The 25122-nt window shown below is 37.8% G+C and carries 23 protein-coding genes; 13 read left to right on the top strand and 10 right to left on the bottom strand.

The window, feature by feature from the left end:
- Positions 1-201 precede the first annotated feature (201 nt).
- The 4 genes from NO346_RS06445 to gyrA all read left to right on the top strand — a co-directional run bounded on the left by NO346_RS06445 (position 202) and on the right by gyrA (position 5525).
- On the top strand, positions 202-951 hold the full coding sequence (locus NO346_RS06445) for an electron transfer flavoprotein subunit beta/FixA family protein (protein WP_004661090.1): 750 nt from the start codon (positions 202-204) through the stop codon (positions 949-951).
- A gap of 17 nt (positions 952-968) precedes the next feature.
- The gene (locus NO346_RS06440) at positions 969-1901 is read left to right on the top strand and encodes an electron transfer flavoprotein subunit alpha/FixB family protein (RefSeq protein ID WP_256414640.1); all 933 of its coding nucleotides are present in this window, start codon (positions 969-971) and stop codon (positions 1899-1901) included.
- Between the two features lie 82 nt (positions 1902-1983).
- The gene (locus tag NO346_RS06435) at positions 1984-2499 is read left to right on the top strand and encodes a DinB family protein (RefSeq protein WP_256414639.1); all 516 of its coding nucleotides are present in this window, start codon (positions 1984-1986) and stop codon (positions 2497-2499) included.
- 296 nt (positions 2500-2795) lie between these two features.
- On the top strand, positions 2796-5525 hold the full coding sequence (gene gyrA / locus NO346_RS06430) for a DNA gyrase subunit A (protein WP_256414638.1): 2730 nt from the start codon (positions 2796-2798) through the stop codon (positions 5523-5525).
- A 26-nt stretch (positions 5526-5551) separates the two neighbouring features.
- Here the strand turns inward: gyrA and NO346_RS06425 are convergent, their stop codons facing one another.
- From NO346_RS06425 to NO346_RS06410, 4 genes are read right to left on the bottom strand one after another with little or no spacing between them, the layout of a single operon-like run.
- A complete protein-coding gene (locus tag NO346_RS06425) occupies positions 5552-6664 on the bottom strand; it encodes an ABC transporter permease (protein ID WP_005161334.1) in 1113 nt (370 codons plus the stop codon).
- Positions 6661-7791 carry an ABC transporter permease gene (locus NO346_RS06420; RefSeq protein WP_256414637.1) on the bottom strand — a complete coding sequence of 377 codons (1131 nt, stop codon included), beginning with the start codon at positions 7789-7791 and terminating at the stop codon, positions 6661-6663. The genes NO346_RS06425 and NO346_RS06420 overlap by 4 nt, the downstream gene beginning before the upstream one ends.
- 3 nt (positions 7792-7794) lie before the next feature.
- Positions 7795-8958: an HlyD family secretion protein gene (locus tag NO346_RS06415; RefSeq protein WP_256414636.1), complete on the bottom strand. Its 1164-nt coding sequence runs from the start codon at positions 8956-8958 to the stop codon at positions 7795-7797.
- A gap of 12 nt (positions 8959-8970) precedes the next feature.
- Positions 8971-10467: a TolC family protein gene (locus NO346_RS06410; RefSeq protein WP_256414661.1), complete on the bottom strand. Its 1497-nt coding sequence runs from the start codon at positions 10465-10467 to the stop codon at positions 8971-8973.
- 325 nt (positions 10468-10792) lie between these two features.
- On the opposite strand from NO346_RS06410, the gene serC reads away from it, so the two are divergent.
- Positions 10793-11872 (top strand): 3-phosphoserine/phosphohydroxythreonine transaminase, encoded by a 1080-nt coding sequence (gene serC / locus NO346_RS06405; protein WP_256414635.1) that lies wholly within the window; start codon positions 10793-10795, stop codon positions 11870-11872.
- A 73-nt stretch (positions 11873-11945) separates the two neighbouring features.
- On the opposite strand, the gene NO346_RS06400 is transcribed toward serC, so the two are convergent.
- Entirely contained in the window at positions 11946-12089 is a 144-nt protein-coding gene (locus NO346_RS06400) for a hypothetical protein (protein ID WP_171287519.1), read from the bottom strand.
- Positions 12090-12125: 36 nt separating this feature from the next.
- Positions 12126-13064, bottom strand: a complete 939-nt coding sequence (locus tag NO346_RS06395) for a hypothetical protein (RefSeq protein ID WP_256414634.1) — start codon at positions 13062-13064, stop codon at positions 12126-12128.
- A gap of 221 nt (positions 13065-13285) precedes the next feature.
- Between NO346_RS06395 and NO346_RS06390 the strand changes: the two genes are divergently transcribed.
- Entirely contained in the window at positions 13286-13756 is a 471-nt protein-coding gene (locus NO346_RS06390; protein ID WP_005161301.1) for a YaiI/YqxD family protein, read from the top strand.
- Positions 13757-13763: 7 nt separating this feature from the next.
- Positions 13764-14657: a DMT family transporter gene (locus tag NO346_RS06385; protein WP_256414633.1), complete on the top strand. Its 894-nt coding sequence runs from the start codon at positions 13764-13766 to the stop codon at positions 14655-14657.
- A 17-nt stretch (positions 14658-14674) separates the two neighbouring features.
- On the opposite strand, the gene NO346_RS06380 is transcribed toward NO346_RS06385, so the two are convergent.
- Positions 14675-15262, bottom strand: a complete 588-nt coding sequence (locus NO346_RS06380; RefSeq protein WP_005161296.1) for a PilZ domain-containing protein — start codon at positions 15260-15262, stop codon at positions 14675-14677.
- A gap of 25 nt (positions 15263-15287) precedes the next feature.
- Here NO346_RS06380 and NO346_RS06375 point away from each other — a divergent pair, with 25 nt between their 5' ends.
- The 3 genes from NO346_RS06375 to NO346_RS06365 all read left to right on the top strand — a co-directional run bounded on the left by NO346_RS06375 (position 15288) and on the right by NO346_RS06365 (position 19716).
- A complete protein-coding gene (locus NO346_RS06375) occupies positions 15288-16523 on the top strand; it encodes a lipoprotein-releasing ABC transporter permease subunit (protein WP_256414632.1) in 1236 nt (411 codons plus the stop codon).
- Positions 16516-17202, top strand: coding sequence for a lipoprotein-releasing ABC transporter ATP-binding protein LolD (gene lolD, locus NO346_RS06370; RefSeq protein ID WP_004661121.1), 687 nt, complete (start codon positions 16516-16518; stop codon positions 17200-17202). Before NO346_RS06375 ends, lolD begins: the two co-directional genes overlap by 8 nt.
- Positions 17203-17289: 87 nt before the next feature.
- Positions 17290-19716 (top strand): DNA internalization-related competence protein ComEC/Rec2, encoded by a 2427-nt coding sequence (locus NO346_RS06365; RefSeq protein ID WP_256414631.1) that lies wholly within the window; start codon positions 17290-17292, stop codon positions 19714-19716.
- A 41-nt stretch (positions 19717-19757) separates the two neighbouring features.
- On the opposite strand, the gene NO346_RS06360 is transcribed toward NO346_RS06365, so the two are convergent.
- A complete protein-coding gene (locus NO346_RS06360; RefSeq protein ID WP_256414630.1) occupies positions 19758-20708 on the bottom strand; it encodes a lysophospholipid acyltransferase family protein in 951 nt (316 codons plus the stop codon).
- A gap of 138 nt (positions 20709-20846) precedes the next feature.
- On the opposite strand from NO346_RS06360, the gene sppA reads away from it, so the two are divergent.
- From sppA to NO346_RS06345, 3 genes are all read left to right on the top strand, one after another.
- Positions 20847-21869, top strand: a complete 1023-nt coding sequence (sppA, locus tag NO346_RS06355; protein WP_087536395.1) for a signal peptide peptidase SppA — start codon at positions 20847-20849, stop codon at positions 21867-21869.
- A 136-nt stretch (positions 21870-22005) separates the two neighbouring features.
- The gene (locus tag NO346_RS06350; protein WP_256414629.1) at positions 22006-22800 is read left to right on the top strand and encodes an alpha/beta fold hydrolase; all 795 of its coding nucleotides are present in this window, start codon (positions 22006-22008) and stop codon (positions 22798-22800) included.
- A gap of 70 nt (positions 22801-22870) precedes the next feature.
- Entirely contained in the window at positions 22871-23257 is a 387-nt protein-coding gene (locus NO346_RS06345; RefSeq protein WP_256414628.1) for a hypothetical protein, read from the top strand.
- 42 nt (positions 23258-23299) lie between these two features.
- Here the strand turns inward: NO346_RS06345 and purN are convergent, their stop codons facing one another.
- Together purN and purM are read right to left on the bottom strand one after the other, a co-directional pair.
- Positions 23300-23929, bottom strand: coding sequence for a phosphoribosylglycinamide formyltransferase (purN, locus tag NO346_RS06340; RefSeq protein ID WP_171063585.1), 630 nt, complete (start codon positions 23927-23929; stop codon positions 23300-23302).
- A complete protein-coding gene (purM, locus tag NO346_RS06335) occupies positions 23926-24996 on the bottom strand; it encodes a phosphoribosylformylglycinamidine cyclo-ligase (RefSeq protein WP_256414627.1) in 1071 nt (356 codons plus the stop codon). The genes purN and purM overlap by 4 nt, the downstream gene beginning before the upstream one ends.
- Positions 24997-25122 lie beyond the last annotated feature (126 nt).

The raw sequence follows: 25122 nt of genomic DNA, 5'->3' as shown, positions 1-25122 counted from the left end.
TGAAAGTATAATAATATTTATATGCTGAATAACCTGCCAAAATTAGTGAACTGAGCATTTCATCTTTTTTACAGTCATAGCGAAAATTGTGACTTGACCGAAATGCCAAATACATTGCAAGATAGGGCACCTAAAAAGTTTCGATCGAAGAGTTAGAATGCTCTTCACTACATTTACTTGCTTAGAACAGCCGAGGATTACATGAAGGCTCTTGTCGCTGTAAAACGTGTGGTTGATGCCAACGTTAAAGTTCGTGTTAAGCCGGACAATACTGGGGTTGACCTTACTAACGTTAAGATGTCAATTAACCCATTCTGTGAAATCGCAGTCGAAGAAGCGGTTCGCTTAAAAGAAAAAGGAACGATTTCAGAAATCGTTGTTGTTTCAGTGGGTTCTAAAGACGCGCAAGAACAAATTCGTTCTGCAATGGCTTTAGGCGCTGACCGTGGTATCTTAGTTGAAACTGCTGATGAAATTGGCGCTTTAGAAGTTGCTAAAATTTTAAAAGGCGTTGTTGATGCTGAAAAACCAGAACTAATTCTTCTTGGTAAACAAGCAATTGATGATGACTCTAACCAAGTAGGTCAAATGCTTGGTGCTTTACTTGGTGCTGGTCAAGGTACTTTTGCATCTGAAGTTAAAGTTGACGGCGGTAAAGTACAAGTTACTCGTGAAGTTGATGGCGGTTTACAAACTGTTGAGCTTGGTCTTCCAGCAATCATCACAACTGACTTACGTTTGAATGAGCCACGTTATGCTGCTCTTCCAAACATCATGAAAGCGCGTAAAAAACCGCTTGATACTAAGTCTCCTGCTGACTACGGCGTTGCAACTGGTACTAAACTTAAAACAGTTAAAGTTGAAGCACCTGCTGAACGTAAAGCTGGCGTACAAGTGAAGTCTGTAGACGAGCTTGTTGAAAAATTGAAAAACGAAGCGAAAGTGATCTAATACAGAAGGATACAATCATGAGTATTTTAGTTATCGCTGATCACAACAACCAGACACTTAACGGTGCAACTTTAAACGTTGTTGCGGCAGCTCAAAAAATCGGTGGTGATATTACTGTATTAGTAGCTGGTTCTGGCGCTCAAGCAGTTGCTGATGCTGCTGCTAAAGTTGCTGGTGTGAGTAAAGTATTACTTGCTGACAATGCTGCTTATGCAAACCAATTGGCTGAAAACGTAGCTGCTTTAGTTGCGGATTTAGCGAAAGGTTACAAATACGTATTAGCTGCTTCTACAACAACTGGTAAGAACATTCTTCCACGTGTTGCTGCACTTCTTGACGTAAGCATGATTTCAGACATCATTGCTGTTGAATCTGCAAATACTTTCAAGCGTCCTATCTATGCAGGTAACGCAATCGCAACTGTTCAATCTGACGAAGCAATCATCGTTGGTACAGTTCGTGGTACAGCATTTGATGCTGCAGCTGCTGAAGGCGGTTCTGCTGCAGTTGAAGCTGTTGCTGAAGCGAAAGATGCTGGTATTTCTAAGTTTGTAAGCGAAGAAATCGTGAAACTTGATCGTCCAGAATTAACTGCTGCGCGTATCGTTGTTTCTGGTGGTCGTGGTGTAGGTTCTGGTGAAAACTATCACAAAGTACTTGACCCATTAGCTGATAAGCTTGGTGCTGCTCAAGGTGCTTCACGTGCTGCGGTAGATGCTGGTTTCGTACCAAACGATTTCCAAGTTGGTCAAACTGGTAAAATCGTTGCGCCAGATCTTTACTTGGCAATCGGTATCTCTGGTGCGATTCAGCACTTAGCGGGTATGAAAGATTCTAAAGTTATTGTTGCAATCAACAAAGACGAAGAAGCGCCAATCAACAGCGTTGCTGACTACTGGTTAGTGGGCGATTTGAACACTGTTGTACCAGAATTGGTATCTAAACTTTAATTCTCTGAATTAAGTTTGAAACGCTCCGAAAGGGGCGTTTTTTTATGTTAAAAATAAGAATAAATAAATGAGAGCATTACCCATGAATTATACTTTTAAGACCTATTTTCTGATGCTGGCTCATTATAATCAGTGGGCAAATCAAACGTTATTTTCTACGCTCATCGGCTTAACAGAGGAGCAATTAAATCAAGATTGTAAAGTTTATTTTAAATCCCTTATGCAAATGGCAAATCATGTGTTGGTAGGAGATATACTTTGGTTTGAGCGTATCAAAGGTGTTGTTGCATCAACGTATACTTTGGATGAAATTCTTTATAATCAACTCGCCCAATTAGAGAATGCTCGAATTGAACATGATCAAAGTCTGATAAATTTTATTCATGAACATGATGAAGTTTCATTCCATCAAACCATTAGTTATGTCCGTCGAGGTCAAATTTATACTGAGCCTTTGATTGAAATATTGGCACACCTATTTAACCATCAAACGCATCATCGAGGTCAAATGCACAGCATGATCTTTGAGCTAACAGCAAAGTCCTTGGAGCTAGACTTAATTTTCTTTCAAAGAGAATGTGCCTATTTATACCGCTGATTTTAAAAAACTGGATTGAATATTTTATTAAAAATGCCTTTATTTTGATTAAAAAGTAACCTTTTATTCTATTCACTAAAAAATGGAAAACTAGATTTTTAACTTATTAATTCTAATAAATTTTTTATTGTAAAAAAATGCTATTTTCAGATTAGCAAACTCCCAGTTAACCTGTCATTTATGCTATAATTTTTCGCAATATTTTTTAATTTTAGTTCAATTTTCTGAACTAATTTTTTGCAAGATTGAATACATAAAAACAAGTAGAGCCATCTACTTGTAAACAAGGAGTATGCATGAGCGTATCGGAAATTAGACCGATTGCCATTGAGGACGAACTCAAGCATTCATATCTAGATTACGCGATGAGCGTAATTGTATCTCGTGCATTGCCAGATGTGAGAGACGGTCTTAAACCTGTTCACCGTCGTGTGTTGTTTGCAATGCATGAATTGGGCAATGATTATAACAAAGCATACAAAAAGTCTGCTCGTGTTGTCGGGGACGTGATCGGTAAATACCATCCTCACGGTGACATTGCGGTATATGAAACCATTGTTCGTATGGCGCAGGACTTTAGTTTGCGTTATATGCTGGTGGATGGTCAAGGTAACTTCGGTTCTGTCGATGGGGATAGCGCAGCAGCAATGCGTTATACCGAAGTTCGTATGCAGAAGCTCACCCATGAAATCTTAGCAGACTTAGAAAAAGATACTGTTGATTGGGAAGATAACTACGACGGTTCTGAGCGTATTCCTCAAGTGATGCCGACACGTATTCCAAATCTTTTGATTAATGGTACGACGGGTATTGCGGTAGGTATGGCGACCAATATGGCGCCGCATAACATGACAGAAGTGGTGAATGCATGTTTAGCCTATGCCAATAATCCGAATATTTCGATTGAAGGCTTGATGGAGCATATTACGGGTCCAGATTTCCCTACAGGCGGTATTATTTACGGTAAATCAGGCATTGTTGATGCCTATCGGACTGGTAAAGGGCGTTTGCATATCCGTGGTAAATATCACTTCGAAGAAGATCAAAAAACGGGTCGTACGACGATTGTCTTTACTGAGATTCCTTACCAGGTTAACAAGGCAAAAACCATTGAGCGTATTGCCGAGTTAGTGAAAGAAAAGAAACTTGAAGGTATTTCTGAACTGCGCGACGAGTCAGATAAAGACGGTATGCGTATTGCGATCGACTTGAAGCGTGGTGAAAATGCAGAAGTTGCAGTGAATAACTTATTCCTGCATACCCAACTTCAAAACTCGTTCAGCATCAACATGGTTTGCTTAGACAACGGTCAGCCTAAGTTGATGAACCTGAAAGATATTATTGCGGCATTTATTCGTCATCGCCAAGAAGTCGTGACTCGCCGTACCATGTTCGAATTGCGTAAAGCACGTGAACGTGGACATATCTTAGAGGGTTTAACGGTTGCCTTGGCAAATATTGATGCCATTATTGAAACCATTAAAACTTCTGCTAACCCCGCTGAAGCACGTGAGCGTTTACAGGCAGGTGAGTGGGCAGGCGGTGGTGTGGTTACACTACTTGAAAAAGCAGGTGCGATTTCTGTTCGTCCCGATGAGATTGAAGGCGAAGACCCTACACGTCCATTTGGCTTGTCAGGTGATATTTATCGTTTATCTCCAACACAGGTTGCCGCAATTCTGGAATTGCGTTTGCATCGTTTAACGGGTCTCGAACAAGACAAGTTACATGCAGAATACTCTGAAATCTTAGGTCAAATCGCTGAATTAACAGCAATTCTCAATGATTTTAATTTATTGATGAATGTGATCCGTGAAGAGCTTGCTTTAATCTTGCAACAATATGGTGATGGGCGTCGTACTGAAATTGTTGAATCAGGCGTTGATTTCTGCCGTGAAGATTTGATCCCAGAAGAACAAGTGGTATTGACTGTTTCTCAAACAGGTTATGCGAAAACTCAACCACTTTCTGATTATCAAGCGCAACGTCGTGGTGGTCGTGGTAAGTCTGCAACTTCGATGAAAGATGATGATATTATTCAACATTTGATTGTTGCATCGAATCACGCGACAGTATTGTGCTTTACCAATGTTGGTAAAGTTTATCGCTTGAGAGTGTTTGAGGTTCCGCAAGCTTCACGTGGTGCAAAAGGTCGTCCAATTATTAATTTGCTTCCATTGGATGCAAATGAAACCGTGACTGCAATCTTACCGTTGACTGAATTCCCTGAAAATCACTATGTATTCATGGCAACAGCATCAGGTACGGTTAAACGTGTTGAATTAGCACAATTTAGCAATGTTCGTTCTAATGGTTTACGTGCGATTGAGTTGAACGAAGAAGATACTTTAATCGGTGTTGCAATTACCGATGGTAATCAGCAGATCATGTTGTTCTCGAACGAAGGGAAGGCAATTCGTTTTGCTGAAACAGATGTTCGTGCGATGGGACGTACGGCCAAAGGCGTGCGTGGTATGCGTGTGAGTTTTGCAAGCAATACCGTTGAATCTGAGGATGCTGAAGTCGAAAATGATGATAGCGATGACAATGATGATTCATCAGATTCGAATGTTGTCAGTCGTATTGTTTCACTTGTGGTTGTACCTGAAACGGGTGAAGTACTGTGTGCTTGTGCAAACGGATATGGTAAACGTACACCAGTGGATGACTTCCCAACCAAGAAACGTGGTGGTAAAGGTGTGATTGCAATCAAGACCAGCGAACGTAATGGTGAGCTAGTTGGTGCGGTATCCATTGATGAAAGCAAAGAGCTGATGCTGATTTCTGATGGGGGCACACTAGTGCGTACCCGTGCTGCTGAGGTTGCAACCACAGGTCGTAATGCACAAGGTGTTCGTTTAATCCGCTTAAGCGATGCTGAAACCTTAGTCGGTGTTGTTTCGATTGCAGCTGTAGAAGATGACGAAGAGTTAGACGTTACAGAAGAAACGGAAAATACAGAGGTTGAGGCTGTAACTTCTGAAGAAGCGACAGTAGAACCAAAAGATGATACGCCAGAAGCGTAAGTCATCTAAGATCATAAAAAAGGAAGCTAATCGGCTTCCTTTTTTATTGATTTCATCATCACTAACCGATAATAAGAAAGTGCCAGTAAAATTGCAGCTACCGTCGCAAGATAAATAAGTTTAGGAACAACAATGGATGTTGCGACCCCCATCTGATTCAGTTGTACGAACACTTGTACGCCATTGGTGGATGGTAGTAACCACGCCAAGAATTGCATCCATTCAGGCATAGCTTGATGTGGCCATGCTGTTCCTGTTAATAGAAACAAAGGCACTGAAGTCACAACAATTAAATGTCCGACTCGTTCGGGCATATCCACCAATGAACCAATAAGCATTGCTAAACCAATGATACAACTCACATAAATTGGAACAGCGAATAGCATTCCCCAGAAATTACCCCCATGCGGATATTCATATAACCAAAAGGTGAAGCCAAATAAATAGAGACAACCTAAACATCCGATGGTTAATATTGCAGCAAAAATCGCAAAAAACTCTGATCGGTTGGCAACCCAACCTTTTTCTCTATAGCTCGCAATCAACATTGCGAGCCCGAGTAATATGGTTTGATGAATAATAAGACTGGATACAGCAGGAAAAATATAGCTGCCATAGCCAGATAATGTATTAAATAGAGGAATCTGATGAATTGATATCTCAGGATGAAATGAAGAAGCTTTGCCAAATTTTTCTAAATATTCTTGTAAACTCGCTTCAATTGAAGTCGCTAGACCAATTCCCACTTCTTTGGTTCGAATGAAATAGGCTGTACTTAGGTAAAGACCGATTCCACCCATTTCGCCGCGTTTCAAACTATTGGTAAGATTTTCGGGTAAAAGTAAAATGCCTTCAGCTTTCTGATTTTTTACGAGTTTCTCAGCTTCTAGGAAATTATCGGTAACTGTTGTGATTCGAATATGTGGACTATTAGCAGCTTGACTAATAATTTTTGAGGTTAAAATACTTTGTTCTTGGTCAACAATCACAATTGGGATATCTGCTGCCGACTGAGCTTTATAAGCAGTAGGATAGAAAAAACTATACATGATTACAGCTGCAATCAATGTGGTAAATACAGAACTATTTGCAACAATATTTTTAAACGTTTGGATGTAATAGAAGCAAAATGATTTCATTGATTTTGCTCCTGAATATTTTTCTTCAATAAACGAATACTTAAACCTAAATAAAGAGCAGAGAAAATAACTAAAATACCAAAAGGAATGAGAGATACGGCAATATCGCTACCGATCACCCATTGCTCAGTTTGTAGTTTTGCATAAGGCGTATAAGGAATAATCATTGACCAAAATTGAGTAAATGCTGGTGCATTATTCAGGGGGAGGGTAATTCCCGAGAAACTAGGTGATGATCCACCGTAAAGTGCAATAAAACCAAAGGTTTTAGGTAGATCTTTGGTGGCTAATACAACAGTACTGCTGATGACAGCATAGGAAAAATAAAGTAAAAATTGTGCAAGCAAAATTAGGCTGAGCGAGCCTGCAATAAAGTAGCCACGAATATGTGCTAGCCAAAACATCCAGCACCATGTCCACGCACAAAAAATAAAGACATAGGTCAGAATTTTACCTAATAGGCTAGAAATAATGTGTTTTGAGTCAACCCATTTATTCAGGGTTTTCCTTTTAAATTCCTGTCCAATGGCAAAAGCCACACAACAGCAAAGCAGTAGATGTAGCACCGCAGGCACCATGAATGGTTCCAGAAACAGTTCATAGCTCATATTAGGATTATATAGCGTAGAAATCTTAATATTTGGTGTGGGAACATCCAAGTAGGGGATTACATTTGATAAGTAACTCTGTCCCGTATAATCTGCCATACCGTTTAATGTACTCATCAGCATTGCAGAGGAAATGGTATTCCCAATACTAAAAAAAGATTGATTGTAGGCAATACTGATTTGTGCATCTTGTGCTTGTACTAATCTTTGTTCTGCACCATCGGGGATTAAAACGAATCCCCATGCTTCAGTTTTATTAATAAGCTGTTCGGCTTCATCTTGGCTAGTGGTGATGGTTTTTACTTGTAAAGTATGATTGATACTCAGTGCATGGATGACTTTACGGCTCATTTCACTTTGATCTTGATCAATCACAACGATAGGTAAATGCTCAGCTTTACCCGATGCAAACATATTGCCAAAAAGAAGAATCACCAACAAAGGGGCAATGATCGCCATAAAAAAATCAGCTTTATGGCGTTTTAAATAGCGCAACTCCCGAAGCATTACTGCAAACATCGGTTATTTTGCCTCTGCAATGTTAAATAAAACACTCATACCGACTTTTAGGTCTGGAATGGTTTGTTCTGGTACTAAATGAAATTTGAAACTACGAATATCATAACCGCCAGTTTGTCTTGTTGTCTTAATCGTTGCAAAATCACCTTCGGCATCAATTTTTTTCACTTTAAAATTTGCTTTACGGTTGAGTGCAGGAATAAAACCTTCCAGAGTTTTGGTTTTATAAATTGAGCTATACATGTCTTCACGGACATTCAAACTTACCCATAAATCATGGTCTTCAATAATGCTTACTACAGGGATACCTGTCGCGACTAACTCAGTTGGTTTACCGTAAGTTTTAGAAACAGTACCATCAGTCGGTGAATATAGTTTGGTCTCTTCGGTTAAAGCATTGGCTTCTTTTACCGCTGCTTGAGCCATAGCCACTTGTGCATCAGCAGTTGATTTTTGTTGCTCCGTACTGCCTCGTTTAGCGCGTGCGTACTGTTGATAAGCTGCTTCAGCAGTTTCACGTGCCGAAGTTTGGGCGGCTAACATTTCATCACGGCGTTGACGAGAAATGACACCTTGTTGAAATAAATTTTCACCACGTTTATAAGTGGTTGCTGCCAAATCAGCTTGGGTTTTCATTGCTTGCCAGTTGGCGTACAAGGTTTCGATATTCTCTTGCTGAGCACCACGATATACGGTTGAATGAAATGCTGTAGCACTTTGTAACGCTGCTTGTGCTTGCTCTTTCTTTGCCTCTAACTCTGGACTAACAAAACGAACCAAAGCCTGTCCTTTTTTGACGGGTTGTCCATCAGTGACGTAAAACTCTTCAATACGGCTTGGAACTTTGGTGCTGATATGTACTGTTTCTGCTTCAACGCGACCTTGTAATTCAATGGTCTGAGGTTGATAAGCTTTCCATAGACCATATGCAATTAAACCGAATAATAAAATAAGGATAATTAACCCAATAAGTTTGAGTTTTCCATTTTTAGATGATTTATTCGGTGGAATTTTTTTATTCAAAGGTGCTGTTTCAGTTTCTACTTTTTCTGTATGTTCAATTAGAGAAACTGGTTCAGATGCTTTTTCTTTTGTTTGAGCATCTGTTGTTTGATTGAGTTGATCTGTATCACGTTCTGAATTGGATGATGATGGATTCTGGCTCATAAATTTCTCCAATTAGCGGATATAGTCAGTACGTGGTTGATTAACGTAAAGCTTAAATTCATCAATAGAACCATAGCTTTGTAATAAGGTGGCCAAAGATAAAATATATTTATACGAGTTGAGCGCCATTTCAGTTTTTAAAGCACTTAAAGCATTTTGTGCGTCAATCACTTGCGTTGCAGTACCCATACCTTCTTTAAATGAAAGTTGTTGGATTCTTAAATTTTCTTGAGCTGCTTTGGTATTCTGGGTAAGTAATTGATGGCTATTTTGCGAAGAGTTTAATTCACTATAAGATTTGTATAAAACATTTTCGACTTCTTGTTTTGTCCGTTCAGTCATAAGCTCTGCTGCATGTTTTTTGAGCTCTGCTGCACGGATATTTTTATTATTGTCTATACCTGAGAATAAATTGTATTTTGCCATCACACCCACAATCCAATTTTCTTTGCTATCTAAGCCGTATTCTCCAAAAGCAAAAACACTTGGTTTTTTAGAGGCTTGTTGAACTTTCACATTTTCATTGGCCAATTCAGTATCTATTTGTAGTTTTTTAATCAAACTTGAGTTCTGATCATAATTTGCAAGCAATTTATCCAAAGAATGATTCTGAGTTAAATTCACAAAAAGTGGGGTGCTTAGACTGACACTTTCTTTGGTTTGTAATAGATTCTGTAAACTAAATTCGCTCGCTTTTAAATTAGACTGAGCATTTTGGTAAGTACGTTCAGCATTATTGCGTGCAACTTCAAATTGCATACGCTGTCCCTTATTAATAAAACCTTGTTTTTCAAGTTTTAGCGCATTGTTATAATGTTCTTGCATCGCATTCAAATTAAACAACGCTGACTTGGCTAATTGTTGTTGTAATTGCACATTGAAATAAGCCTGAATCATTTCGAAACGTTGTGTATCTTGCTGTTGTTTTTCACTAATATTTGAGCGTTTTGCTTGAATAGTGGCGATTTGTTTAGCGCTATTAATTTTTCCACCTGTATATAGCGGCATAACCATTGAAACTGAAGTACGAACATCATGATCTTCAACAGTGACATCTAAGTTATTTGGAACTTTATTTAAACCATCGCTAACAACTTGATCAAAACCTTGGCTGACCTGATCGATGACTTCTGGAGGTAATACATTTTGCCATTGAGATAATTTTTCATCGAAACCATTTGTTAATGAATTTTCTAAACGACGTTTACTTGATTCAAGAGGCACGCTGGTTTCACTATAAAATGCATAGGCTCGAGCATTTAAATCAATTCTTGGTAAGCCTAAATTTTTAACAGCTTCCATTTCTAATTGCGATGCTTGCTGTAAGGCTTGTTGCGCTTGAGAACTATAAGCATTTTGCACGACATATTGTTCAGCTTGGCTATAACTGAAGGTCTGAGCAAATGATGGTAATGAAAATAGGGTACAACTAATCAGGCTCATACATAGGCTGAGCTGTTTTGGAAACCGTTTGACCTGAAGGCTCGGTCGATCATGTTGTTTCAACATAAGAGCATGTCGCAATTTAATAATATCCTCAGATAGTCTAAATTCTTTTTATAAAATTGAAATATTATGTTTTTAATTAAATAGTTATATCACTTCAATTGGTGTATTGAATTTGTAAAAAATAGAGTTTTTAATCTATAAAGAAGAATGGAATTTAAACTGTGATCAGTGAATAAAATGCATCAAAATAATCAAAAGCAGATTAAAAAAATTATATGTTTTTTGCACTAAAATTTAAATATTTACTCGATAAGCTGCTGCAACCTTCGCTAATCTATGATTAAATCCCCATTTCAATTTGTTTCACTTTGACAAGGGAAAACTCATGCGTGCCTATAATTTCTGCGCTGGTCCTGCTGCATTACCTACTGCCGTTTTAGAGAAAGCTCAACAAGAAATGTTGGATTGGCAAGGTAAAGGTTTGTCGATCATGGAAATGAGTCATCGTAGTAGTGACTATGTTGCTGTCGCGGAAAAAGCTGAAGCAGATTTGCGTAAGCTCATGAACATTCCTGAGAACTATAAAATATTGTTCTTACAAGGTGGGGCATCGCTTCAATTTTCAGCAATTCCTTTAAACTTGCTCGGCAAGAATGCGAAAGCTGATTATATTCATACTGGTATTTGGTCTGAAAAAGCATTGAAAGAAGCAAAACGTTATGGGGACATCAATGTCATTGAAGCGGGTACGCTCATTGATGGAAAACACGCCATTACTGAGCAAAGTACTTGGAATCTTTCAAACGATGCGGCTTATGTGCACTATGCGGATAATGAAACGATTGGTGGTCTACAATTTGCAGGTGTACCAGACGTTAATGCGCCGTTGGTATGTGACTTTTCTTCAAGTATTTTGTCTGCACCATTAGATGTAAGTAAATTCGGTTTAATTTATGCTGGGGCACAAAAGAATATTGGCCCAGCAGGTTTAACGATCGTTATTGTGCGTGATGATTTATTAGATCAAGCAAAACCTGAAATTCCAAGCATTTTGAAATATTCAGATCAGGCAAAAAATGATTCAATGGTAAATACGCCTGCAACTTATGCTTGGTATTTGTCTGGTTTGGTATTTGAATGGTTACTTGAACAAGGCGGTGTAGACGCAATGCATAAAGTAAACCAAGAAAAAGCAAAATTGCTTTATGGATATATTGATTCTAGTGATTTTTATAATAATCCAATCGCAATTCCAAATCGTTCAATCATGAATGTACCATTTACACTTGCAGATGAAGCACTTGAGAAACTTTTCTTAAAAGAAGCTGAGCAAAGCCATTTGCTTAACTTAGCAGGTCATCGCTCTGTGGGTGGTATGCGTGCAAGTATTTACAATGCTGTGCCTTTAGAAGGGGTACAAGCATTGGTTAATTTCATGGACGAGTTTGCAAAACGTCACGGTTAAGCAATTTATCATCCATAAAATAAAAGCCCTCATGAATGAGGGCTTTTTTATTAACACAATTTAAATCTAAAAATTAAAATAAGCCGATTTGATGAAAAAAGAGTGCTGCTAAAAACATACCAAGTAAAAAAAAGCAAAAAGCACCAATATCAAGTTTAAGACCTTGATCACTCGAATGAATCAAACTGGTGGTCGTTTGTTCTGGTATAATTTTCATTAGAACGCCTAAAAATGCCATTTGTGTGATTTTTTGTCACTTTAGTGCAATTTTAGCATAAATATTCGCCTGAATCCATAGGTTGCCGCGAATATATTCGCCAATGTTAAAGTTTTTATACAAATCATTTTTTGTTGCAATTCGAATTAAAATTGCAGGTAAATCATCTTCTAAAACTAAAGTCACATCATACAGCGTATATTCATCTTGCATAAATTGCATGGTTGTTTTGCCAACGATATTGCCTTGGAACCAAGCTTCATCTTCTTGACCTAATGTTTCACCATACAAATATGCCACCATTTTAGAAAAATCAACGGTTACAGGTTCGTGATCTTCAGGTGTTTGTGGTTGCCAGTCGTTAATCAGCTCTTGTAAGTTTTCTGGTGCAACACCATTATGTTCAGCCAAAATAGCATTTAAAGCACGATGATGTTTAATCGATGCAGGGTCATCAACAATGATTTTCTCATTTTCAGCAACTGCTTCTAATTCATATGCCCAAGCATTAAATTGAACTTGATAAGTTTGATTTTGATCATATTGGCAGTGATTAACACTAAATAAATTATCAAATGCATAAATAACCGTATTTTTATTTAAACTCAGGCGCAATACTGCTTGAGTTGCAGAATCACAAGTAATAATACGTTCAATTTGTGCATCATATTTATATGGGCTTTCAAAACTTGGGAATGCTGTTTTTAATGCGCGTGGTTTTTGATTTTCAACCGCAATAATTTGATTGATTGAAATAGACTGACCCTTTGGCCCTTGAATCAACCAAAATGATTGATCCATATCTTGTTCATCTTCACATAAGCCCATAGGCATCACTGGAGCATCAAGTGCCAATCCTAACCATTTGGGAACATCTGTTTCGGGTGTATCAGTCAATAGGTTCCAATGCTCAATATGATTGCCGAAATTTTGATCTTGAATTTTAATAGTTTCAGGACTGTTTTGATTTTTCATAAAGCGTGATGCTAAAAAGATTGAACTTATTCTATTAAATCGAGGGTAACATCCATTTTTCAAGTCTGGATATGTAATTCATTAAAAATTAATTCAAATTTCTGTTTTTGATCTCAAATCTAATCAATGAAATGGATAGCAGCAATTATTCTAATGATGCTAACTCTACTTTTACCGTAATCTGCTACACTATATTTTTATTTTTATGAGCTTGTGCCAACGTGCTGCCATTTAAATTATGGGTAGATGCGGATGCTTTACCTAAAATTTTACGTGAAGTGATTTTACGTGCGTCTGATCGTTATCAATTAGAAGTTACCTTTGTCGCTAATCAGAATGTTGGGATTACGCCATCTCTACGGATTAATTCGATTCAAGTGATGAGTGGGGCAGATCAAGCAGACAAAGAAATCATTGAGCGTATGCATGAAAATGATATTGTCATTACACAAGATATTCCACTTGCTGCACAAGTCATTGAAAAAGGCGGCATTGCTATTCACCCACGAGGTGAAATTTATACCACTGCCAATGTTAAAGCGCGCCTACATTTACGTGATTTTATGGATACTTTGCGTGGTGCAGGTGTCCAAACAGGCGGTCCACCACCTATTTCTGAACGTGATAAACGTGAATTCTCAAGCTCTTTAGATCAAACTATTTTCAAACAAAAACGCAAAACCGCTTCTTGAGCTAAATATGCCTTCACGAATCAACTTAGTACTGACATATGGATTATTAGTATTCATTTGGGCAACCACGCCATTAGCAATTGTTTGGAGTGTTACTGATTTACACCCTATGTGGGCTTTGGTATTACGCTTTTTTATTGCCTTACCTTTGGCGGTGAGCGTGCTATTGCTATTAAAGGTTAAATTCCCGATTCATAAAGTTGCGTTATCAAGTTATGTAGCTGGTTCATTAAGTTTGATCGGTTCGCAAATTTTTACTTATGCAGCAACACCTTATTTAAGTTCTGGGTTGATTGCATTGATGTTTGGCTTAGCTCCGATCATGGCTGGGCTGATTGGAAGTTTTGGTTTTCAACAAAAGTTAGCTGGTTTGCAGTGGTTGGGGATGGGAACCTCAATTATTGGATTAGCGATGATTTGTCTGAGTGGTAGTCAAAAACATGTGCAGCCGATAGGTATTGTTTTAATGCTGATGAGTGTTTTTGCATATTCGCTTTCTATTTTTCTGGTGAAAAAAATCAATGCAGATGTGCAGCCTATGGCGCAGGCGACAGGTTCAATCCTCGTCTCAACCGTGTTGGCAGCTTTGCTTTTGCCGTGGATTTGGCAGTATGCACCAACGCACATTCCTTCGACGAAATCATTGTTAGCATTGACTTATACCGTTGTAATGGCTTCGTTAATTGCGATGTTTTGTTATTTTAAGTTGGTACAAAATTTGAAAGCGACCACCTTATCACTGACGACGGTTATGACCCCAATGTTGGCAATACTCATAGGTGCTTACCTCAATCATGAACAGTTGTCTGCACAGGTTTTTGTTGGGGCAAGCATCATTCTATTAGGTTTGTGTCTTTATTTTTATAAAGATTTTAATAGCTATCGCCGTTTGAAAATATGAAAAGGACATTTTCATATTTAATTTGGGTTGATTTCAGTTTGTTGTGATTCTTGAATACTTTCCGCTAATTTGGCACGATCTTGTGGATTAAGGGTAATGAAATAAGCACCAATACGGAATTTACCTTGTTCATCTGCTGAGCTGTAAGCAACTTGAGCAGTTGCTGCGATATGAAAGTAGTTTTCAGGATGACTCAACGTAATATGAATGTAGGTTCCTTCATTAATATCTTGTGAGCTAAAGAAGCTCAAACCGTTCTCGGAAAAGTTAACTTGTTCAGGGACTGGCAGTAGGGATTGCACGATATTGTCGTAAAAAGAACCAGTAATCAGATTTAATTTTTGATTGAAAAGGGATAATATGCGAGCAATTTGTTGATCTTTTTCATTTAATTGTTCTAATTCGTAGCGAAATGCATGATCAAATTGATCTAATTCAGCAAGTAGTAGAAAATAGCGTGGCAATACAAAGTGAGAATCATAAGGATCATTCAGCGCAACGTCGTCAGGAATGACTTGATAGTTGATTCTTAACACAGCATCAATACGAGACATCACTCGACGTTCAGAGTTGTCCTCAACAAGCTGATGTTGTGAATTTTCCATAATAAATCATCTCGGACTAAATGGTATGTTTAAGCCAATTTCGCTGTATATAGGGTTGAGATACACTCGTGCTCGGCGAAGTAATCATTTTATTTCTTTTATTGCCTTGGTTTCCATGATTGGTTTAACCCTTGGCGTTGCTGTCCTTATTACAGTACTGTCTGTTATGAACGGTTTTGACCGTGAATTAAAAAATCGTGTTCTTGGAATGGTTCCGCAAGCCACAGTTTCTTCTACTCAGATACTAACAGATTGGCCTGAGCTTGTAAAAAGAGTTGAACACCATCCGCATGTGACAGGTGTTGCACCATTTACTCAATTGCAAGGGATGTTAACCGCTCAAGGGCAAGTTGCAGGGATTATGGTGACCGGAATTGAGCCTAAATATGAAAAAAAAGTTTCAATTATCCAAAACCATATGGTCTCAGGTGATTTAAATGCTTTGAAGAAAGGCGAGTTCGGTATTGTTCTAGGTAAGGATATGACCGATGCACTTGGTCTTGGTTTAAATGACAATGTCACCTTAGTTCTGCCTGAAGCAACACCATCACCAGCAGGTGTTGTACCACGCTTTAAACGTTTTAAAGTGGTTGGAATTTTTAGTGTAGGTGCAGAAGTTGATTCGATGGTGGGTTATATCGCCTTAAATGATGCATCAACATTATTGCGTTTGCCTGATGGTGCGCAAGGCGTGCGATTAAAGTTAGATGATATTTTTGCCGCACCATCTGTTGCAGATGATATCGTGAAACAATTACCAAGTAATTTCTACGCATCGAATTGGACGTATACGCACGGCAATCTTTTCAATGCGATTCAGATGGAAAAAACCTTAGTGGGTTTACTTCTTGTTCTGATTATTGTGGTTGCTGCATTTAATATCGTTTCATCTTTAGTAATGGTCGTAACAGATAAAAAATCTGATATTGCGATTCTGCGGACTCTCGGTGCTTCACCGTCCATGATCACTAAAATTTTTATGGTACAAGGCACGGTGATTGGTGTCATTGGAACGATTGCAGGAACAGTGTTAGGTGTAACTTTAGCATTGACCATTAGTGATATTATTTCTTGGTTCAATACTGCTCTAGGTTTGAACTTGTTTGATGCCTATTTTGTTCACTATCTGCCTTCATATCTCAGATGGCAAGATGTTACGGTAATTGTCACTGTTTCATTATTGATGAGCTTTTTGGCGACAATTTATCCTGCATTACGTGCAGCCAAAGTTCAACCTGCTGAGGCATTACGTTATGAGTAAGATCGTCTTAGAAGCCAAAGATATTTATAAACATTTTGATGATGGTAAAAGCAAAGTTGAAGTGATTAAAGGTTTATCACTTCAAGTAAAAGCAGGCGAGTTTGTTTCGATTGTCGGTTCTAGTGGTTCAGGTAAAAGTACGTTATTACATGCGCTTGGTGGCCTAGAGCAACCATCGCAAGGACAAGTCTTTTTGCAAGGTCAGCGTTTTGATAATTTAGGCGAAGCAGAGCGTGGTTATAAACGTAATCAATATCTAGGTTTCGTTTATCAATTTCACCATTTGTTGCCTGAGTTTTCTGCTTTAGAAAATGTAGCCATGCCTTTGATGTTACGTAGTGAAAGTAATTATAAGGATGTTAAAAGACAAGCAGAATACCTACTTGATCGTGTCGGTTTATCGCATCGTTTAGATCATAAACCAGGTGAATTATCGGGCGGTGAGCGTCAACGTGTGGCTTTAGCGCGCGCCTTAGTGACGAAACCTGCAGTTGTCTTAGCAGATGAACCAACTGGTAATTTAGATCGTAAAACAGCATTGAGTATTTTTGAATTGCTGACTGATCTCAAAAAAGAGCTGAATATGGCGATGTTAATCGTGACTCATGATGAGCAATTGGCTCAATCAGCAGATTCGATTTTGCATATGCAAGATGGTTTATGGATTGATCCAAAATAATTTATTTTGTTTAATCTCTTGTTAAAGCCCTGAAAACGGGCTTTAATTTTGCGTTCAGAAAAATCAAAAACTTAATTAAAAAATTACATGTTAAAAATTATTTTATTGGGCTGGATTGCTGGTATTGCAATCATGGGATTTCATCTTGATTTTATCGAGCTGACATGGTGGATTTGGTTGGCTATTGCAATCCTGATCTTTAGCTTTGGCATATACAAGAAAGAATTCTATTTTTATCGACCTTTTTATAAAGCACTTATTTTAATCAGTGCAAGCTGGGGATTGTTTACAACAGGATATCATTTTGCAGATTCCGCATTAGAACAACGACTGCAATTAAAAGAGTTTGAATCACAATCCTATGAAGCAATTGTTTATATTAAAAATATAGATGAATTGAGTGATGATGGTCATAAACAAATTGCTGAAGTGCTTAATCGACATAAGCAATCTGTCAACTGGTTACTTTATTTAAAACAAGACAAATATCAGTTAAATCAGAAGCAAAGTTTACAGTTGGGTCATTATTATCGAGTTTATGGTCAGATTAAACCAGTGCATAGTTATGCTGTTGTGGGTGCATTTGATCAGGAAAAATGGTTTTTGCAGCAAAATATAATGTCTGCATTTTCAGTGCAGTCTATTCAACCTTTAAGCTTTGATGAAATTTACCGTTTGGGTTATCAAGGTCACTTAAAGCAACAGCAAAGCTTTTCTGCTAAGTTTTTATTAAGCGTTGAGATGAAACGCTTAGCATTTCGGCAGATGTTACAAACTTCTAAGCTTCAGCATAAAGGTTTACTTTTAGCTTTGCTAACAGGTGATGAAAGCCTGTTATCCAACACATTGAAACAACAATTTCAACAGCTTGGAATTTCGCATTTGTTAGCGATTTCTGGTCCACATGTGTTGATCTTTGCATTCATGTTGTCTTGGTTGATACAACGTCTCATACAGCATTACTGCCCACATCTATACTTATGGCAGCCTAGACAAATTTTATTATTATTGCCATTTTTACTCAGTGTTCTGGTGTATGTGGCATTTGTTGGTTTTGAGATTCCAGCGATCAGAACTTTATTGACTGCTTTGCTTGCAAGTATTTTTCTCTTCTTTCGTCAATCGATTCGCCCATTTAGCTTATTGATTTATAGTGCCAGTATATTATTACTTTTTGATCCTTTTAGTATTCTATCCGCTGGTTTTTGGCTGTCATATGGGGCCTGTTTTATTCTACTTAGAGTTTATCAGACCATTGCACAATTACCGCAAGATCAGCCGATTACGTGGACTCAAAAAATATTTTTAGCTGCTAAAGCTTTGGTTGAATCGCAATCTAAGATTTTTATCGCCTTATTACCATTAGTCTTGATTTTCTTTCAGCAAGTTTCTTGGATTGCACCTGTAAGTAACTTAATTGCAATTCCTTTACTTGGCGGTGTCGTTGTGCCATTAGATATTCTGGCTGCATGTATTTGGCTCATCATTCCTGCATTAGGGCAGTTTTTATTTCAAATTAATGATTTTGTATTATCTATATTGATGTCAATTTTAGACATCTTGCAAAATATTGCACCGCATTTATATGGGGTAAGTTATACACCCTTAATGATGGTATCTTTAATCCTTGGTATGCTTATTTTATTTATGCCGAGGGGAACGATTCCTAAAGCTTGGGCATTGATTTGTTTTTTACCTATATGTATAGGTGTAAAGACTCAACCTACGGTTTTAAATATTTTAGATGTTGGACAAGGGCAAGCTGTATTTTTACAACATCCCGAACAAATCTTTATGATTGATACAGGGGGCTCTTACAATGAAAATAAATTTAGTTTAGGAGAGCGGGTTGTTATTCCATTTATACGGCAACAAGGTGTACGCCACATCGACCATGTAATCTTATCTCATCTTGATCAAGACCATAGTGGTGCTTTTCCTATTATTCAAAAAAACTTTGAAATATCCCAAGTTCAGTCAAATGAATATGACCAAAAAATGCAGTTCAAAAACAATTTCTCATTTTGTCAGCAAGGTCAGCATTGGTCATATGAAAATCTAAAAGTTGAAATTCTATCCCCTAAATCAGATGAGCTTATTCATGCAAAGGATCAGCAAAATGAGTATTCCTGTATGGTGTATTTGCAGTTTCTAAATGCCCAACCTTATCAAAAATTTTTAATCATGGGAGATGCAGGTTGGGAGGCTGAATATAAATTAATGCAACAATATCCCGACTTAAAAGTAGATGTTTTGATCTTGGGACATCACGGGAGTAAACATAGTTCTGCTTATGATTTTTTAGCGACTTTAAAACCGAAACTTGCGATTGCTTCGGCAGGGTTTGATAATCGTTATGGACATCCTAGTCAAGAGTTGAAAAATCGTCTACAGGCGCTACAGATTCCATTGTTAACTACGGTTGAAGCAGGAACAATTCGTTTTGTTTTTGAAAATGGTCAGGTTGAGCTCAGACAGCAAAGACAACAAATTAAATGGTTGGAAAGAAAATAACTTAAATATTGTAATATTTTCATATCACAATATTTATAGGATTAAAGTTGAGTATTTTCTTGCCGACGAACTTCAGCAACTTTTGCTAAAGCTTCGTTGACGTCAATATCATAAATTTTGCGTAAGCTAGGGTTCGCACTGAATCGTTTATAACTCCAGTGATAATGCATTGGAAGACGTTGGATTAAATTTTCCAAAGTCTGATGAATAATAAGCGTACCATCTTCGGCATTGCCTTCATAAATTTTAGGATTGATACGCTCGATATGCATGTCGAATCCACCTTGGTCATTCCTCAAAGCATAAAGGAATAAAGTTCGTGCTTTTGTTTTTTGAATTAACTTTGCGCTTAAACTACTCGATGCCAATGGAATACCAAAATACTTAATCATTTCACCACCGTGATCAGGGGTGTGATCAGGTAAAATAACAGTTGTACCACCTTGTTTTAATGCTTTAAAAATCTGACGAACTCCACTTTCATCAGTGGGTACTAAATTCGCTTGATTACGGCTACGTGCATCACGAACAAAACGATCAGCATCAGGATTTTTCACTGGCTTATAAAGGATGGTCATTTGAGTATGTTTGGATAGCCATGCATTCATCACTTCCCAAGTACCCAAATGAGGCATAATCAGGACAAGTCCTTTTTTCTCTGCGAGGGCTTCGTGAAAATAATGCTCATTATGAATTTTGTGAATGCGCTGAATATTTTTCTCATTTGAAGCTCCCCAAATGCTCACAAATTCAAAATAAGAGGTTAGTTCATTTTTAATTGCTTGTTTTTTTAATTGATTTATTTCTTGTTGAGATGCTTCAGGGAATGCGATCTGTAAATTCAATTGTATAATTTTTGAGAGTTTAGAAAGCTGGAAACTATTGAGCAATCGTGCAACAAAACCTGCGATAAAACGACCTAATTGAAGTGGTTGATGACTCAGAAATTGTATGAGACGGTAATTACTATTTGTTGATTTGGGGTGTGCCATATATCAAACATTAAAAAAATTACAAGAGGAGAGTATAACGTATAAAATAATTATAAGTTAAAACAAGTTATTTAAACAGTTTTCTATAAATCAGCGTATATAATAAATTCACTTTACAATACATTGGATTGGAATCTTATGTCCGATTGGCCACCAAAACCACAAAATGAACCTACAAATAGCAATAATGTGACAGGCAAAGAATGGCAGATTTTAGAAAAAGCTGTTTTGGCTTCTGTCGAAGAACAACGCCGTAGTCGACGCTGGAGCATCTTTTTTAAATGCTTAGGTTTTGCGTATTTATTAATCGTACTGATCGCAATGAGCAAAGGCTGCTCAACTTCTGTAGAAAAATCAAATACGAATGTCAGCTCTGATCATTTAGCTGTGATTGATATTGTTGGAACTATTGATTCTTCTAGTGGTCAATCTACTGTCAATAGTGAAGACACCAATAAAGCATTAAATCGTGCATTTGAAGCCACTGGCAGTAAAGCGATTGCATTGAATATTAATTCTCCTGGTGGCTCACCCGTGCAATCTGATGAGATTTGGCAAGAGATTCGCTACCTTAAAAAACAACATCCAGATAAAAAAGTCTATGCCGTGATTGGTGATATGGGTGCATCGGGTGCTTATTATATTGCTTCTGCGGCAGATGAGATCATTGTAAACCCATCAAGTTTGGTTGGTTCAATCGGTGTGATTATGCCGAACTATGGTTTGAGTGGTTTAGCGCAAAAACTTGGTGTTGAAGACCGTACTTTAACTTCTGGTAATAATAAAGACATTCTAAGTATGACTAAGCCAATTAATCCAGCGCAACAAGCACATGTGCAAGCTGTTTTAGATAATGTTCATACACATTTTATTAATGCAGTCAAAGAAGGTCGTGGAAAACGATTAAAGTCAAATGATCCTGCGGTATTTTCTGGTCTATTCTGGACGGGTGAACAGGCAATTGCATTAGGTGTTGCAGATCGTAGTGGTAGTATTACAACATTGATGCGCGATCTTAAATTAGATCAGAAATTAGATTATACTGTTCAACGCAATCCTTTAGAGTCGATTTTAGGACGTATGGGTACAAAGATTGGTGAAGGAATTAGTAGTTCACTTTCTGCACAATTACAAACCCAACAAAATGCAAAAATACAATAATCATCAAGACTAGGCTGTGATCATTCACAGCCTTTTTTATTTTTAAACATAACTGGGCAGTTCTCCCTTTTAAATTGCAAAGCATTTGCAGCGCGAGATAATCGACCAATCAATATATAAATTGAAAGAAACACTTATGAAACCTTTGATTCATTTTGCACATGCTAATGGTGTTCCATCTAAAGTTTATCAGAAGCTATTTGAGCTGTTAAAAGATCAATATGACATTATCTATGTTGCAGAGATTGGCACTGATAAACGTTATCCAATTACACATGGATGGAGGCATTTAGTTGATCAAATCATTGATAGTATCGTGCAACAATCACAAGGTCGAAAAGTAATTGGCTTGGGACACTCGTTAGGTTCTGTATTAACACTAATGGCATCTTATCGTCGTCCTGAGTTGTTTTCTCAAGTGATTATGCTTGACCCACCATTTATTATAGGTAAAGCATCATTTGCTTTTCATCTTGCTAAAGTTTTTCAACCTAAATTGGTCGATAAAATTACGCCAGCAGGTCTATCTGTACGTCGCCGTGATCATTGGGAGTCTCGTGAACAAGCAGCAGAACTTTTGGGCTCTAGAGGATTTTATCAACACTTTGATCCAGATTGCTTCCAAGCTTATATTCAGCATGCTTTGAGCAATGATCCATTGAAGGGTGGAGTGACTTTAACCATTCCGAAAGTGGATGAGGTTGCAATGTTTAGAACCACACCATCAATGTGGTGGTTACCTATGCCAAAACCTAGAGTACCTGTTCATTTGGTTGTTGGTCGTGATAGTGTGTTCTTAAAAGAAAAACTTCCTCAAGTCGCTAAAAGGAAATTGGGTATTCCTTTTTCAATTGTTAATGGTGGACATATGTTCCCATTAGAGCATCCGACTGAAACTGTGGAAAAAATCAGAAGTTTGATTGATAAATAAGCTAAAAAAATACGAAATTCAACCAAGTATCAGGTGATCAAAACTTGGTTGAATTAATGGACAATAAGAAATGCGCTTTATTCAAATAATTTATAAAGAAGAACGATGGAAAACTTATGGTGTAGCTGTATACATGTTAGGTATTCTATTTTTCTATGGGATAGAATATTTTTATTATCAAAATAACCAACAATTGTTATGGCTAAGTTTGAACACCTCTGTTGGGCGCTTGGTTCAACACCCTTACATTTACTTATTCTTAATTGTAGATGTTCTTCCAATCTTAGCCTTATTTTTGCTTTCGCAACAACAATTTGAAAAATATTTTAAGTGGTGTGTTTATTTTTTTATTATTCCGATTGATTTGTATTACTTTTGGGAAATTGGTCTTCCTCTAAACCTATTATGCTTCAATTTATCTTCATTATCCTTATATAGAAAAACAGTGAAAATTTAAAAATTGAATTATAAAAAACACATCCGAAGATGTGTTTTATTTTTAGAATTGAGCAAATTGAATTGGTCGTTCTAAAGGTTTTTTATTGAAATATGCTTGACCATTTGTCCAAGTGAGTTGACCATTACATAACCATTCTGCAACCTGAGGGTAGATGAAGTGTTCAAGCTCATGCACACGTTGTGCTAGGCTTTCTACATTATCATGCAAACTCACTTGAATGGCGGATTGCGCTATACTTTGTCCAGCATCTAGTTCAGCAGTGACAAAATGAACGGTACAACCATGCAAGCGATCTCCAGTATTTAATACACGTTGATGTGTATTAATTCCTTTATAAAAAGGCAGCAGAGAAGGGTGAATATTTAACATTTTACCTTGCCATTGACTGACAAAGTTTGGCGTTAAAATACGCATAAAACCTGCAAGGATAACTAAGTCAATTTCCCAAGCAAGCAATTGCTGATGCATAGCATCGTCAAAGCTTTCTCGATTCGGATAATCTTTATGTGAAATAACAGCGGTTGCAATATTGGCTTTCTCAGCACGCTGCAATGCATATGCATCAGCTTTATTTGATAGGACACCAATGATTTGCCCTGACAGATTTGCATCTATCAGGGCCTGTAAGTTGCTACCGTTGCCTGAGACAAGGACAGCAATTCTCATTATGCAAAGATCACGCGAATTTTTTCGTCTGCGCCTTCAACTGATTCAGCATTTTCTTGGATATGACCAATTTTCCATGCTGTTTCACCTTGCGAGTTAAGTACTTCGATTGTTTTATCAGCATCATCAGCATCAACAGCGATGATCATACCAACGCCACAGTTAAATGTACGATACATTTCAAAGCGTTCTACATTACCTTCACGTTGTAACAACTGGAATAATTCAGACCATTCCCAGCTTGACTCGTCAATTACAGCTTGAGCGCCATTCGGAAGAACACGCGGTAAGTTACCCGGTAACCCACCACCCGTGATGTGAGCCATAGCATGAACATCAACTTGTTTGCAAAGTTCAAGTACTGGTTTTACATAAATACGTGTTGGTTCCATTGCAACATCTGCAAGTGGGCGACCATCAACGATTTGAGTTAAATCAACGTTCTTAACATCTAAAATTTTGCGTAGTAATGAGTAACCATTAGAGTGCGCACCACTTGATGCAACCCCGATCAGTACATCACCAGATTTTACTTTAGTGCCATCAATAATTTTACTATGCTCAACTACACCAACAGCGAAACCAGCAAGATCGTAATCTTCGCCTTCATACATACCTGGCATTTCAGCAGTTTCACCACCAACAAGTGCACAGCCAGCAAGTTCACAACCTTTACCAATACCCGTTACTACATTTGCTGCAACATCAACATTTAAGTGACCTGTAGCGTAATAATCTAGGAAGAATAATGGCTCTGCACCACACACGAGTAGATCGTTTACGCACATTGCGACTAGGTCTTGACCAATTGTGTCATGACGATTTAAGTTAAGCGCTAAACGTAATTTAGTGCCTACGCCATCGGTGCCAGACACCAATACAGGTTCTTCATAACCTTTTGGAATTTTACATAACGCACCAAAACCGCCAAGTCCGCCCATAACTTCAGGACGTGTGGTACGTTTAGCGACTGATTTGATACGATCGACCAGTGCGTCGCCCGCTTCAATGTCGACGCCCGCATCTTTATAGCTTAAACCAGTATTTGGGGTAGAAGTTGAGTTGCTCATAGTGAAGTCTCCGCATTGGCGGCAGATTATAACCTGAATATACGAAACTCTTATGTTATTTATGCTCGAAAATGCTATCTTTATTAAAATTTTTTTCTATTTATAACGATTACACAAAAAAAGGCT

This window comes from Acinetobacter sp. 5862 (assembly GCF_024494585.1).
Taxonomy (GTDB): Bacteria; Pseudomonadota; Gammaproteobacteria; order Pseudomonadales; family Moraxellaceae; genus Acinetobacter.
This window is presented reverse-complemented; position numbering and strand designations above follow the sequence as displayed.

Coding starts and splice junctions, on each gene's coding strand:
- NO346_RS06445 (WP_004661090.1), top strand. CDS start 202: ATGAAGGCTCTTGTCGCTGTAAAACGTGTGGTTGATGCCAACGTTAAA.
- NO346_RS06440 (WP_256414640.1), top strand. CDS start 969: ATGAGTATTTTAGTTATCGCTGATCACAACAACCAGACACTTAACGGT.
- NO346_RS06435 (WP_256414639.1), top strand. CDS start 1,984: ATGAATTATACTTTTAAGACCTATTTTCTGATGCTGGCTCATTATAAT.
- gyrA (WP_256414638.1), top strand. CDS start 2,796: ATGAGCGTATCGGAAATTAGACCGATTGCCATTGAGGACGAACTCAAG.
- NO346_RS06425 (WP_005161334.1), bottom strand. CDS start 6,664: ATGAAATCATTTTGCTTCTATTACATCCAAACGTTTAAAAATATTGTT.
- NO346_RS06420 (WP_256414637.1), bottom strand. CDS start 7,791: ATGTTTGCAGTAATGCTTCGGGAGTTGCGCTATTTAAAACGCCATAAA.
- NO346_RS06415 (WP_256414636.1), bottom strand. CDS start 8,958: ATGAGCCAGAATCCATCATCATCCAATTCAGAACGTGATACAGATCAA.
- NO346_RS06410 (WP_256414661.1), bottom strand. CDS start 10,467: ATGTTGAAACAACATGATCGACCGAGCCTTCAGGTCAAACGGTTTCCA.
- serC (WP_256414635.1), top strand. CDS start 10,793: ATGCGTGCCTATAATTTCTGCGCTGGTCCTGCTGCATTACCTACTGCC.
- NO346_RS06400 (WP_171287519.1), bottom strand. CDS start 12,089: ATGAAAATTATACCAGAACAAACGACCACCAGTTTGATTCATTCGAGT.
- NO346_RS06395 (WP_256414634.1), bottom strand. CDS start 13,064: ATGAAAAATCAAAACAGTCCTGAAACTATTAAAATTCAAGATCAAAAT.
- NO346_RS06385 (WP_256414633.1), top strand. CDS start 13,764: ATGCCTTCACGAATCAACTTAGTACTGACATATGGATTATTAGTATTC.
- NO346_RS06380 (WP_005161296.1), bottom strand. CDS start 15,262: ATGGAAAATTCACAACATCAGCTTGTTGAGGACAACTCTGAACGTCGA.
- NO346_RS06375 (WP_256414632.1), top strand. CDS start 15,288: ATGTTTAAGCCAATTTCGCTGTATATAGGGTTGAGATACACTCGTGCT.
- lolD (WP_004661121.1), top strand. CDS start 16,516: ATGAGTAAGATCGTCTTAGAAGCCAAAGATATTTATAAACATTTTGAT.
- NO346_RS06365 (WP_256414631.1), top strand. CDS start 17,290: ATGTTAAAAATTATTTTATTGGGCTGGATTGCTGGTATTGCAATCATG.
- NO346_RS06360 (WP_256414630.1), bottom strand. CDS start 20,708: ATGGCACACCCCAAATCAACAAATAGTAATTACCGTCTCATACAATTT.
- sppA (WP_087536395.1), top strand. CDS start 20,847: ATGTCCGATTGGCCACCAAAACCACAAAATGAACCTACAAATAGCAAT.
- NO346_RS06350 (WP_256414629.1), top strand. CDS start 22,006: ATGAAACCTTTGATTCATTTTGCACATGCTAATGGTGTTCCATCTAAA.
- NO346_RS06345 (WP_256414628.1), top strand. CDS start 22,871: ATGCGCTTTATTCAAATAATTTATAAAGAAGAACGATGGAAAACTTAT.
- purM (WP_256414627.1), bottom strand. CDS start 24,996: ATGAGCAACTCAACTTCTACCCCAAATACTGGTTTAAGCTATAAAGAT.